Source organism: Mangrovibacterium diazotrophicum (assembly GCF_003610535.1).
GTDB classification, from domain to species: Bacteria; Bacteroidota; Bacteroidia; order Bacteroidales; family Prolixibacteraceae; genus Mangrovibacterium; species Mangrovibacterium diazotrophicum.
Genome location: NZ_RAPN01000001.1, coordinates 3,794,339 through 3,807,116 on the forward strand (window position 1 = coordinate 3,794,339; position 12,778 = coordinate 3,807,116).

8 protein-coding genes and 1 tRNA gene are annotated in these 12,778 nt (G+C 41.3%); 7 read left to right on the forward strand and 2 right to left on the reverse strand.

The window, feature by feature from the left end; all coding sequences use genetic code 11:
• Window positions 1-13 precede the first annotated feature (13 nt).
• The 3 genes from BC643_RS14940 to BC643_RS14955 all read left to right on the forward strand — a co-directional run bounded on the left by BC643_RS14940 (window position 14) and on the right by BC643_RS14955 (window position 7,612).
• Window positions 14-5,986 carry an FG-GAP-like repeat-containing protein gene (locus BC643_RS14940; protein ID WP_147377237.1) on the forward strand — a complete coding sequence of 1,991 codons (5,973 nt, stop codon included), beginning with the start codon at window positions 14-16 and terminating at the stop codon, window positions 5,984-5,986.
• Between the two features lie 488 nt (window positions 5,987-6,474).
• A complete protein-coding gene (locus tag BC643_RS14950) occupies window positions 6,475-7,089 on the forward strand; it encodes a hypothetical protein (protein WP_120273844.1) in 615 nt (204 codons plus the stop codon).
• A gap of 82 nt (window positions 7,090-7,171) precedes the next feature.
• Complete coding sequence (locus BC643_RS14955; protein ID WP_147377238.1) at window positions 7,172-7,612, forward strand: hypothetical protein; 441 nt, start codon at window positions 7,172-7,174, stop codon at window positions 7,610-7,612.
• 475 nt (window positions 7,613-8,087) lie between these two features.
• On the opposite strand, the gene BC643_RS14960 is transcribed toward BC643_RS14955, so the two are convergent.
• Window positions 8,088-8,161 (reverse strand) — tRNA-Ala (locus tag BC643_RS14960).
• A 123-nt stretch (window positions 8,162-8,284) separates the two neighbouring features.
• Here BC643_RS14960 and BC643_RS14965 point away from each other — a divergent pair.
• The 3 genes from BC643_RS14965 to hflX all read left to right on the forward strand — a co-directional run bounded on the left by BC643_RS14965 (window position 8,285) and on the right by hflX (window position 11,087).
• Window positions 8,285-8,959, forward strand: a complete 675-nt coding sequence (locus tag BC643_RS14965) for an energy transducer TonB (protein ID WP_120273846.1) — start codon at window positions 8,285-8,287, stop codon at window positions 8,957-8,959.
• Window positions 8,960-9,096: 137 nt separating this feature from the next.
• A complete protein-coding gene (locus tag BC643_RS14970) occupies window positions 9,097-9,783 on the forward strand; it encodes an energy transducer TonB (RefSeq protein WP_120273847.1) in 687 nt (228 codons plus the stop codon).
• Window positions 9,784-9,860: 77 nt separating this feature from the next.
• Window positions 9,861-11,087: a GTPase HflX gene (gene hflX, locus BC643_RS14975; protein ID WP_120273848.1), complete on the forward strand. Its 1,227-nt coding sequence runs from the start codon at window positions 9,861-9,863 to the stop codon at window positions 11,085-11,087.
• A 96-nt stretch (window positions 11,088-11,183) separates the two neighbouring features.
• Here the strand turns inward: hflX and BC643_RS14980 are convergent, their stop codons facing one another.
• On the reverse strand, window positions 11,184-11,741 hold the full coding sequence (locus BC643_RS14980) for a 30S ribosomal protein S16 (RefSeq protein ID WP_120273849.1): 558 nt from the start codon (window positions 11,739-11,741) through the stop codon (window positions 11,184-11,186).
• Between the two features lie 279 nt (window positions 11,742-12,020).
• On the opposite strand from BC643_RS14980, the gene BC643_RS14990 reads away from it, so the two are divergent.
• Window positions 12,021-12,725: a hypothetical protein gene (locus BC643_RS14990; RefSeq protein ID WP_120273851.1), complete on the forward strand. Its 705-nt coding sequence runs from the start codon at window positions 12,021-12,023 to the stop codon at window positions 12,723-12,725.
• The last annotated feature ends 53 nt before the right edge of the window (window positions 12,726-12,778 follow it).

The following is a 12,778-nucleotide window of genomic DNA, read 5'->3' on the forward strand; positions in this document are numbered from 1 at the left end:
GTATAAATCGAATATGAAACAGCTATACCTCACTTCAATAATATTCCTGGTGACCTACCTTTTCTGCGGTGCTCAATCTGCCAATGTTGTTCTGAGCAGTTCGGAAAGTGGAGTTCAAGTCCACCAGGCAACCAATAGTATCCAATTTTCTACAGGATATTCTTACAGTCCTGATGGAGGAACTATGATTGCTGAAATTCTGCAAGCACCGGATTTGCCAGATATTTCGGGGAGCGTAACATATAACTCGACTCCCATCGACCCTGATACCTATGGTATTGATACCAGTTTGCCTTTATCAGCCTTTTGTGGAAATTTATCGATAAATGGTGCAGCCAGTTACACTGTCCCTATCGAGGCTCCCAAAGGGTTGAATGGAATACAGCCAGATATTAATCTAAATTATTCGGGTTCTTTATCAGATGGCTTAGCTGGTATCGGATGGAACATCGGAGGTTTATCAGAGATAAGCCTTATAGCTCCAGATTACTATCATGACGGAATTACAGCCTTTTCAAATAACTATCTTCAATATAAGTACGAGTTAGATGGAGGCAGATTGATACTGACGGATGGTGACTTTGGTACTTCGGGGAGTAGTTATCAACCAGAAATCGACAATTCTTTATTAGTTGAAGCTGTTGGTAGTTCGGGTATTGGTCCTCAGTCTTTTATTGCTTATTCCAAAGAGGGGTTAATATATGAATATGGAGCAACATCAGACAGTCGATTAATGCTTGATGGAAGCAGTATTATGGTTTGGAAATTGAGTAAAATAACTGATAGGCAAGGGAATTACATTTCGTTCGAATATTTTACAACGGAGCAAGAACTACCCATAAAAAAAATAGAGTATGGTGGTAATACCAATGCTGGATCAGATTGCTCATTTAAAATCTACTTCAGTTATAAAAGTAGGGGAAAGACATATCGTTTTATACGGGCAAATACTCCAATTGACAGAACTGTCCTTCTGGATCAAATTGAAGTTCTCAGAAATGGAGTTCGTTATAGGCGCTACACCTGTTCTTATACTAATACTGCCAATATGCCGATTCTGGAAAGAGTTGATAAATACAGTTCTTCCAATGTTCAACTTAATCCTATTGTTTTTAGTTATTCGGCGGGCAGTTCGCAGATGGAAATCTCAAGTATTTATTCCAACTCAACAAAGAAGCGAATCTTTCAGGGAGACATTAATGGTGACGGAAGAACCGATATTGTAACCCTACCTACCCTTGATGACACGTCTTTAAATCCTGTATTAACTGTTTATTTGGGGACAGCGAGCGGCACACTCCAGTATGGTTGGCAGATGAATATATATGACAACTTTACAGAATGCTATATTACCGATTTAAACGCTGATGGCAAATCTGATTTACTATTAATTAGATATGAGGTGGATGAGTACGTTGTCTATCCCTACTTATCTAGCGGAACCAGTTTTGCAATGCCTTCCGGTACATCGTATTGGAGTATCGAAGGAAACTATGACCAACATAAAGTTGTAGACTTCAACGGCGATGGGATCAAGGAGATTCTATATTATACCAGCGCGGCAGGCTCGTACTTTCTGTACAGTTATCTGGGAGAACAAGTAGTTCCTCCCAGCATTAAGTCTGCGACTGGTATAGCTGTAGAGGGAGATGCTAATGAGTTCGACTATTACAATATAGACTTTGACGGAGATGGTTGTACCGACATACTTGTTGTTAGCGACACCGGCTATTCTATATATCAATTCAAAGGAGAGGATGGAAAACCCATTTTAACAGATTCTGGTAATGACATAACAAACGAAGACAATATATGTGTCGGGGATTTTAACGGGGACGGACTGACAGATTTGATTCTTTCAAGCAGAGATTCAAGTCCTGGCTGGACCTACATATACTATACAAAAAATGGGCTTAAGGGAAAGTTAGTTTCTGGGCTACCCTCAAGTATTAATATGACTCGAACCGTTACCCGCTGTGAGTCATGTGACATCAATGGAGATGGAAAGACAGACCTGATTTTCTGGAATAACAGCAAAAAGATATTTGTGGGACTAAACCTTGGGAATGGTTATGAATATTCATGGACCGAATATACATCGCCGGTCTCTTTCGACATGGCTGAGGTCAGCCAGTCTGTTCCCTTATATTATGCCGTTGGGGACTATGACGGTAACGGACGTGATGATTTTCTTTATTCAAAACCGGGGAGTGAACAATGTTTCTCTTTTGAAAGTGTAATTCCTGAGAATTTTCTGACAACGATCATTGATGGGACAGGAATCGAGTCGCGGATAACCTATAAGCCAATGACTGATCAAAGCGTATATAGTTCGTCATGGAGTTCTTCAACCACTTATCCTATATATGATTATCGTTCAGGGATTCCACTAGTCAGGCAGGTTGAGATTTCGAATGGAGTTGGGGGAACCAATGTCAAATATTACAGGTATTTTGCCGCTAAAATGCATTCTCAGGGAAAAGGCTTTCTCGGTTTTTCCGCCACTACAATTACGGATTCGGCGACTGGTATGAGAACGGAGAACTACTTCCAATTCGATTCCAATTTTTTCCTTCCGACGATTGATAAATGCTATCTATATTATGGTGAGGATGATGACCCGATCAACTACACTACCTATGTTTGGGATGTTGTAGATTTAGGAAATAATAGATGTTTTCCGTACATTTCTTCTTCTGTCTTCGTGGATAATCTAACCGGACTTTCGACCTCGGAATCGTGTTTGTATGAAAAGCCCAATAGTACGTCGAAGTACCTCGTATTAACTGAAAATACGAAGGGGTACGGGTCTGGAAATTATGTTGAAACAGAATACTCCTATGACAATGACCTTGAATCAAATTGGTTGATTGGTCGTCCTACAAATATCACAACAACGTCAGTCCGGGGAGCAGACACCCAAATAACAACTCTTGCCAGGTCTTACTTTTCAACAAATAATCTTCCTGATGTCGATTCATACAATTCCGGGGATGAATCTGCTTGGGAGCTGGATCGCGATTATGATGTTTTCGGTAATATTACTAAAGAGAAAATATCAACAGCGAATTTAACAACAAAGACGACTGAATATATTTTTGATGCCCAAAACGGAATTGAACTTGATTCTATCGTAGATCCTTTGGGGAGAAAGACATCTTTTACCTACTTCCCAGCCACCGGCTTGGTGAAATTGGAAATGGACCCATATGGAAACTCGAAATCATACTGTTACAATAATGCAGACAAGCTAAGTTTCGTCGAGCCATCGAACGGTATTGTCACAAATTATTCTTACAGTCTCGATGTTTCAGACGGACCGACCTACGCAAGTTATTACATTGAACAGAATGGCAACGACGGCTCGTATGGCAAGACCTGGTACGACCTGCTTGGACGGGAAATACGAAAAGAAACAAAGAATTTTGCTGGCTATCTTGTTAAAGCAGATAGATCGTATAATAGCAAAGGACTCGTGACCAGCATATCCGAACCATCCACCGGGACACCTTCAAAATGGACCAGCATTCAGTATGATAAGTATGGAAGAATCCAAACGAAAACTCCATATTTTGGGGCAGCCTCATCATATAGCTATGTTGGGGCAACAACCAAAGAAACTGTAAATGGACGGCTCTATACGACTTTGAGTGATGCTGCAGGATTGGTGACTAAGCGTACAGACCCGGCCGGGAGTGTGGCATATTCGTATTTTGGTAATGGAACACTTGAATCGACGAAGGTATTGAATACGGTGGTGACGAGTTTTTCCTATGATAAAAATGGTAACCGGAAAACCATAGACGACCCAAGTGCCGGTTTGCTTCAAAACACATGGTATGGTACCGGTCAGTTACATACCACTACAAACGCGGACGGAGAAGTAACAACTAACGTTTATTTAGCCAATGGTTTACTCGACTATTACATAGATTCAGGCGGTCGCAAAGTTGACTATAGCTACAATTCTGATCAACTTGTAAGTAATATTACCATAACAGAAACTGGACGGCCAACGGTGTCCCAATCATATACATACGAAACTGGCAGGGTAAAAACCATTACTGAGTCAATAGAGAGCGTTACCAATATAATTACGTATGATTATGATGACAAAGGCCGTCTTTGGAAGAAATATTATAATGGTACTACTGACTACGAACAATATTTTTATAATACATATGGCTATCTCTATTTAATCCAATTTAATGGATCAACGGTGTGGCGTTTGACCTCAATGGACGTTTACGGCCGAGAATTAGCGGCTACCATTGGCTCAACAAGTGCTACTTGGGGGTATGATGCCAACAATATGTTGTCGCAAATTAAAGCAACAGGCGTGCAACAGTACGATTATAACTTTGATGCAAGTACCGGAAATCTGAATTCCAGAGCTAATACAGTGAACAGCTTGTCTGAGACTTTTGGATACGATTCCAGCGGGCTTGATAGGTTAACAACAGTAACTGGTTCAATCGCACAAACTATTGGCTATAACACAAATGGTAATATTCTGAATAAGAGCGATGCCGGTACTACTTATGCCTACGATGAAACTCCTTACGCAGTGTCATCGATAGAGAACTACCAGAACATCTCAACTACCGATCAGGTAATCGACTATTATTCCTTCGAGAAAGTTAAGAAAATAACCGAAGGCAACCTAACGGCTGATTTTGAATATAATGCAAATAACCAACGGATCAGGATGGTCCTGAAAAACAACGGAACCGAAACCAAAACCCGCTGGTACTTCGCCGGCAACGTAGAACGGGAGAAAATAGGAAGCACTACTTATGACTACATTTGGATTGGTGGCGATGCGTATACGGCGGTTGCTGTAGCCAAACGAACAGGTACAGGAGCTTGGACGGTGTACAATATTTTCCGAGATCACCTCGGTACGATTACCCATCTGAAAACAGGTAGTACGATTACCGAGTATAGCTTTGATGCCTGGGGACGCCGACGCGATAAGGACGATTGGACTTACACGCTGACCAGCGAACCTACCTTGTTTGCCGATCGTGGCTTTACTGCCCACGAGTACCTGGAGGATTTTAAGCTTTACAACATGAACGGGCGTATGTACGACCCGGTTGTTGGCCGCTTTTTGAACCCTGATCCCGCTGTGCAGGCACCCGGTTTCACCCAAAGCTTTAACCGGTATAGCTATTGTTTGAACAACCCGTTGAAGTTTACTGATCCGAGTGGCAATAAATGGAAATGGAAATGGCTTAACCCGATGCATTGGTTTAGTGAAGGGATGCAGTGGGTAAATGATAACACCGAAGGGGTTCGGAATAAAATGTCTGATATCGGAATTCCCGATTTTAGTGTGGGAACATCGATTAATATGGCCGGAAATGTTAATTTTAACGGCAGTTATCGAGGACAGGAGGTGTTTAATTCTGAAAACGTAGACCGAAGTAATGCTGTACAAGTTGTAAATCAAGCAATAAATCAGACGAGACAGACTTATGGGCAGGAATGGTGGGAGGCTTCAAATGGTGGTATTACATCTTCAAGTGTTGTTTTGCCTACGATTAGTTCAGCCGCGTCTGTAAATATTAATAGTATTAATCTCAACCGAGGAAGATATATATTTAGCAATACCGTTTATGCCCCATCAACTTACATAGTTAGAACCCCGTTGTTTAATATGGAAGTTTCTGCGAAATTAATGAATAGGACGGGCAAGGTATTAAAATGGGGAAATAGGATCATGTCTGCATATACTGCGTTTAATACCGTTTCGGACCCTCAATTATCAAACTTTGAAAAGACAACCGAGATTACCTCACAAGGTTTATCTACTTTCTTGCCAGGATATTATGGGGTGGCATGGAATGTTGGTTGGGAAGGTGGTAGAAGTATTGTTAATACTTCAGCATATCAATATTGGAAAAGAGATTTTTTGTATAATATTGGGATTATTTACACAATTCCACTTGAGTTTAGGAGATCGGCGATTGAAATCGAATAAAATCTGGACGTATGAAGTTATTTAATACAATTTTTTACCATTTCTACTTATTCTACAAAAAATCAAAAGTAGAGGATCAGCCTATTTCTACTGCGATTTTCTCGATGAGTGTTACACAATCTTTTTATGTTGTGTGTTTTGTTAGCTATTATCTTTCTTTAAATAACCTGCCACGGATGAAGGTAACTCCAATGGTTGTTATTTGCAGTGTCATCATAGCTATAAACTTTGCGACTATATACCGAAAGGCAGAAAAAATAATTGACTCGCGACCAGAGGTCTATTCAAAGACAGTATCAAAGGTAATTTCAATTTTATTTTTTGCGTTAGGTTTTCTTTTATTTGTAACACTCAATTTTATAGTGAATTAATTGAATTTACGAATCTAAATGGGTGCTTTTATAAAAGCGCAATGAACAGTAATTTCCAGTAAGCCACCCAAAACTACGAGGTGGCTTATTGGATTCTCCTTCCAGGTTGGAGTTGGTATGACCGGCGGTTCTCCGTATCCGTTTGCAGGGGCGGATTTACCCAATGGTACGAGTGTTCGGGCTGGATACAATACCGGAAGCGGGCAGCTTTTTGCTGGTGCAACAAATGATGGTTTTACAAATCTTCCAACTTCAGATGAGAAAAGCGTGTCTGCCGCAGTAAATAATATAAAAGCTGTGAGCCGTGCTGATGTTGGAGTTTATTCGCCGGGATTATTAGGGAGTCAGGCGGTTCTTGAGCTATTGAAGTCGTATGGGGCATACATGGCTCAATCTCTTGCGAGGGTATCAGTAGTTAGCCCATTGTTGGCATTAAGTGGAGATTCAGATGATCAAATACGTGGAAAAATTGTGTATCGAGGAGTTGCTACAAATCATCCAGATTATCCAAATGCCTTGTTAGGAATTGCCACACCAATTGGAGGGCATGGAGATCCCAAAAGACATAATTTGGGAAATACTTATAGTATATTTACATCTTGGACCTTCGATCCCAATATTGCGAACTATTATGCCAATAAATCGGGAAAACCTGGAGTTGTTCTGGTCTATAGAGTTCCTCCTGAAGAATGGTGCCGAGTCCAGATTTTTTCCATCAGGCAGAAGTGTTGATAATAGGAGTGGTTAGAGGAGCGACGGTTACTGCTCCAACAGGCCCTGGTTATCCAAATTTAAATAATAGATGATAATAGCTATGGAATTAGTAGAAAGATTGAAGCAAATAAAGAATCAGTTGATTGAAAATGATTCGATTCAATTGGTTTCAGATTGTTTAACTGCAATGAACAGAGAAGAGATATATTTCGAAGATCATGATACTTTGCCGAGAAGTATTGTTGAAGAAAACTATCACGACAAGTTTGCTGTACAAAAGAATATTCTACATGAAGAGCGAGTCTTGGGATATACTGATCTTCTGAAAAGCTTAAAACAATTTCGGGGAGATAATGTGCACCTTTATACGGTTGCTTCTTCCGATTCAGTATTCATTTTATTTTTTAATGAGGATAATGACCATCTAATAGGTTTGCTAAGAACATTTAGTCAACGAAAGCAAGATTTAGAGAAGCTTAATCGAGAGTATCGCGAGAAAGGTTTAGATGTTGCTGGAATTTCGATAAAGATATCTGAATAGAGCTTTTTTACAACGATTCCCCTCGCTGGCGCGCTTTCTGTTAAGTGTGCCGTGTGAACGAAACAAAAAAAAAAGAAGCTATCCGCAAGTGCAGGATGGCTTCTTATATTTTCTTGTGTCTCCCGTTGAAATCGAGTTTCTTATCTCCCCCTCATTTCTGCTTTAGGGGTGACGATGAAAAAAAATGTCTGTGCCGATAATATTTTACCGATTAAAAAGCAGTTCGATTGCTTTCAAAAAAAAGGGATGGATTAACAAAAAGAAGAGGAATAAGTCCAATGCGATATACTTTTTTCTCGTGTATTTGATGCAGTCTATCATTTAAGGTTCGATTTCGTTCGTTTTAGAGCCTAACGTGCGTCCTTAGCTGACTTAAGTTTTATGTCGAATAATCATCTAAAATTCTGTGTGTACATCTGTGTGTATAAAAATAAAAAGAGTTACAAATTATGTCTGTAACTCTTTGGTTTTCAAGTGGAGAATATCGGAATCGAACCGATGACCTTTTGACTGCCAGTCAAACGCTCTAGCCAACTGAGCTAATCCCCCATCATTTTTGCACGGCAAATATAATAATATTTTTAAAACACCAACAGCGGATGTTTTTTTGGTTTGATTTTTGTTTTTAACGCTTTCACAACCACCCCGGTTCAAAACCTAAATATTTAAGCTATGAAAACAAAAAAATCTCCAAAAGCCGATTTGGAAAAGAATCGTTCCTTGTTTTTCTCAGTGGGTCTGGTTCTGGCGTTAGGACTTGTTTTAGCGGCCTTCAGTGTTAAAACCGAGCCGGTCGCTATTCCGGAAACCGGCACCGTATCCTGGGATCCACCCGAAGAAATTATTATTCCGATAACAAGACCGGAAGAAAAGAAAAAAGAATTACCAGTAGTTTCCATCACCGAAATTGTTGTTGACCTGGAAGCAGGTCAGGAGGAACTTGACATGACTGACTTTACGTCGGAAGCTAGTGAAGGAGAGCTTTTCGAAGTGAACCCGGTTTTGGCCAGCACGCCTCCGGAGGTTGAGGAAGAGATTATGATTGTAGCCCAGGAGATGCCTGAGTTCCCGGGAGGAATGAAGTCGTTGATGGCATTTATCGGAAATTCACTTAAATACCCGGTGCTGGCGCAGGAGAATTGTATCTACGGCAAGGTGTATGTTCGCTTCGTTGTTAATAAGGACGGAAGTATCGCTGATGCCATGGTGGTTCGTCCGGTGAATGACTTGCTCGACAAAGAAGCGCTTCGCGTGGTGAGCAGCATGCCAAAATGGAAGCCCGGAATGCAGAACGGAAAGCCGGTTCGTGTCATGTATACAGTACCGATTAATTTCGTTTTGCAATGAAATCAGGAAAATAAAAATGAAATTGAAAAGGAAACAATATTTTGAGGGGCGAACTCTTGGTTTTGTCGATTATTTTCTATCTTTATCCCCTCAAAGTAAAAATGTTCTGTCACAGGATAAACTTCTAAAACTGAATTATGGAATTGAAGAAATCACCAAAAGCTGATCTCGAGAACAAAAGAAATATTTTTGTTCAGATCGGACTTGTGATCTCTCTTGGTATAACATTACTTGCTTTCGAATGGACTACACGTGTGGAACAAGCGACATCGTTGGGTTCGGTAGTTCAGCAGGATGTTGAAGATGAGATCATTCCGATCACCCGTCAAGAAGAAGTAAAACCACCGCCACCACCACCACCACCAAAAGTGGTTGAAGTGTTGACGATCGTTGATGACGACACTGAGATCGAAGAGGAGTTGGATATTGAAGACACAGAAGCCGATGATAACACGGTGATTGATGTTGCTCCGGTTATTCAACAAGAAGCTGAAGAAGAAGAAGAAAGTGAAGTATTCTTCATCGTAGAAAACATGCCGGAATTCCCGGGAGGGGAATTGGCACTTCGTAAGTTCATTGCTAACGCTATCAAGTATCCTGTAATCGCTCAGGAAAACGGTATTCAAGGTAAAGTATATGTGAACTTCGTTGTGGACAAAGACGGTAGTGTAAGTGGAGCCCGTATCGCCCGTGGTGTTGATGCCTCTTTGGATAAAGAAGCTCTTCGCGTGGTGAACAGTCTTCCGAAATGGAAGCCAGGTATGCAAAGGGGTAAACCTGTAAGAGTATCTTATACGGTTCCTATTAGTTTTGTATTGCAGTAACAAGCGAATTACAATAAAAACCCTGGTTTCGTTTTTTCGAGACCAGGTTTTTTTATGCGCTAAACTTTAGTATTTAAATGATCGAAACTTCTCCGCAACAGGAAACCGCAGTTCTGGTAGGTTTAATTAACCAGTATCAGGACGAAAAACAGGCGAAAGAATACCTGGATGAATTGGAATTTCTGGCCGATACGGCCGGTGCTGTTGTGAAAAAGCAATTCTTCCAGCGGCTCGATGTGCCGAACCCCGCCACTTTTGTTGGCTCGGGTAAGCTGGAAGAAATTCAAAATTACATTAAGATTCACGACATCGACAGTGTAATCTTTGACGATGAATTAAGTCCAACGCAGCTACGAAACATCGAGCGTGAGCTTGAATGTAAGGTGCTGGATCGGACGAACTTGATTCTCGATATCTTTGCGAAACGTGCACAAACCGCGCACGCGAAAACGCAGGTTGAATTGGCTCAATACCAGTACATGTTGCCACGATTGACACGTATGTGGACTCACTTGGAGCGTCAGCGAGGTGGTATTGGTATGCGTGGACCCGGTGAAACACAGATTGAAACCGACCGCCGAATTATTTTGGACAAGATCGCACGTTTGAAAGAACAGCTTGTGAAGATTGACAAGCAAAAAGCAACACAGCGAAAGAATCGTGGAAAGATGGTGCGGGTGGCCTTGGTGGGTTACACCAACGTTGGCAAATCAACCATTATGAACATGATGGCCAAGTCGGAAGTGTTCGCTGAAAACAAGTTGTTTGCGACTTTAGATACGACCGTTCGAAAAGTGGTGATCGGCAACATTCCATTCCTGCTTTCGGATACCGTTGGATTCATTCGGAAATTGCCTCACGGCCTGGTCGAGTCGTTTAAGTCAACCCTGGATGAGGTTCGTGAAGCGGATTTGTTGGTGCATGTTGTCGATATTTCGCATCCCGGTTTTGAAGAGCAGATTGATACGGTGAATGGAACCTTGAGTGAAATCGATACGCGCGAAAAGCCGACCATTTATGTCTTTAATAAGATAGATGCTTTCAGCTACGTGCATAAAGATGATGACGATTTGAGCCCAAAGACCAAAGAGAATTACTCGCTGGAAGATTGGAAGAACAGTTGGATGGGCAAGAAGAATACGCCGTCGCTGTTTATCTCGGCCGTCGAAAAGCAAAATGTTGACGAATTCCGCAAAACGCTGTATGAGGAAGTTCACAAGATTCATATCACCCGATTCCCCTACAACGACTTTTTGTACGATCCGGATTGGATTGTTGATTCGGGGAGCGACGAAGAAGAATAAAAAAGTATAGATACGAAAAAAGCGATGGAATTTCCATCGCTTTTTTTATGCCGTTCTGTATTAAGTTCGAATCTTAAAAACAGTGCCGACCAATGCTTACTCAGCAGTTTCTTCACCTTCAGCAGATGCTTCAGGGGCTTCTTCTGTAGCCTCTTCAGTAGCTTCGGCAACAGCAGCTTCAGCTTCAGCAGCCAATTCTGCGTTTTTCTTAGCGATTGCGTCTGCTCTGTCAGCGTTGATTTTTGCTTCAGCTTCCAAACGAGCTGATTTAGAATCGCTGTCTTCTTTCGATAAGCGATCTTTTTTAGCCTGGATTTTTGAGTCTTTATCAGCTACCCATGCTTTAAAGCGTTTTTCTGCTTCTTCTTCAGTGAAAGCGCCTTTTGCAACACCGCCAAGAAGGTGTTTCATGTACAAGACACCTTTGTAAGAAAGAATAGCTCTTACTGTGTCAGTTGGTTGAGCACCTTTGTTAAGCCAGTTTAAAGCTTTATCAAAATCAAGATCGATCGTAGCAGGATTAGTATTCGGATTATAAGATCCAATCCTTTCAATGAAACGACCATCTCGTGGTGCCCTGCTATCAGCTATCACAATGTGATAGTAAGCTAAACGTTTGCGACCAAATCGCTGCAATCTGATTTTTGCTGGCATTGAATTAAAATTTAATTGATAAACAATTTGTAAAAATGTGGCGCAAAGATAGTCTTTTATTTTATTTCCCGAAATGCCTGTTGTGTTTTATTAACGGCAAATGACCACGTTGTTCACGAAACTTTCCTATTTTTGCGAAGGTTTTAGCGGTCAGGAAGTTGTTTGTTCGATTTGGTGCGACTTTCAGAAGGGGATCCCGGGAATTCCGGATTCCGCCCCAACCGTTCCAATCAATCCACATCTGTTAATCGGAGATTTAAAAAAGAGATAGAAAAAGCTATGAAGAAATTATTTGCAACATTTTTTATTGCAGTTTCGGTGTTCGCCGTGGTTTCGTGCGCTAGTGAGGAAGTGCTGCCAAAGGCCTATTGCGACACTTTTATCATTTCAAAGAAAGTTAACGATGTTACGGTGCACGGATTGGGATTCTATGCTTACGCCAACGTTCCAATGAGTTCGGTAATCGCCGAATCTCCGTCGGGAGAAGTTTCGCAGCTCAACTCGTACGGAGCCAATACTTACGAATATTATAAGGAATCGAGCGACGAAGATTTTTCAGCATCACTTCCTGAAATTGGGGCCTACACTTACACCGTTGTTCCGGTTAGTGGTGATGTTTTAACAGCTACCGACGCGATAACCAGTGAAACAATTGAACCGGGTACGTTTACCTCGTGCGTGTTTGATACGGGAGACAATCGAATCGAAGTAAATTGGGAGGAGAATGACGATGCGGATTATGCAGTTGTGGTCTTAAGGAATACCGACGGTGAAGCTGTTTATTATAGCAGTACGCTTTCGTCAAGTACAACCACGGCTTACATTAGCTCAAGTAATTGGCTGGATGGATATTCGCCTGCCGACGGCGTAACTTACACGGTAGATCTGAATTTCTTTTTGCTTGAAAGTAGCTCCAGCGATTATCTGCAAGCAAAATCAGTTGTCAGCCAGGATGTCGTTTGGGGAGAAGCAACTGAAGAGTAATTGAATAATCTCAAATATTTTCAAAAGCGGACTTGCCAACAGCAGGTCCGCTT

What these genes read in the sequence shown, in the direction of transcription:
- BC643_RS14970 (WP_120273847.1), top strand. Translation starts at nt 9,097, where the DNA reads ATGGAATTGAAGAAATCACCAAAAGCTGATCTCGAGAACAAAAGAAAT.
- BC643_RS14990 (WP_120273851.1), top strand. Translation starts at nt 12,021, where the DNA reads ATGAAGAAATTATTTGCAACATTTTTTATTGCAGTTTCGGTGTTCGCC.
- BC643_RS14980 (WP_120273849.1), bottom strand. Translation starts at nt 11,741, where the DNA reads ATGCCAGCAAAAATCAGATTGCAGCGATTTGGTCGCAAACGTTTAGCT.
- BC643_RS14955 (WP_147377238.1), top strand. Translation starts at nt 7,172, where the DNA reads ATGGAATTAGTAGAAAGATTGAAGCAAATAAAGAATCAGTTGATTGAA.
- BC643_RS14950 (WP_120273844.1), top strand. Translation starts at nt 6,475, where the DNA reads ATGACCGGCGGTTCTCCGTATCCGTTTGCAGGGGCGGATTTACCCAAT.
- hflX (WP_120273848.1), top strand. Translation starts at nt 9,861, where the DNA reads ATGATCGAAACTTCTCCGCAACAGGAAACCGCAGTTCTGGTAGGTTTA.
- BC643_RS14965 (WP_120273846.1), top strand. Translation starts at nt 8,285, where the DNA reads ATGAAAACAAAAAAATCTCCAAAAGCCGATTTGGAAAAGAATCGTTCC.
- BC643_RS14940 (WP_147377237.1), top strand. Translation starts at nt 14, where the DNA reads ATGAAACAGCTATACCTCACTTCAATAATATTCCTGGTGACCTACCTT.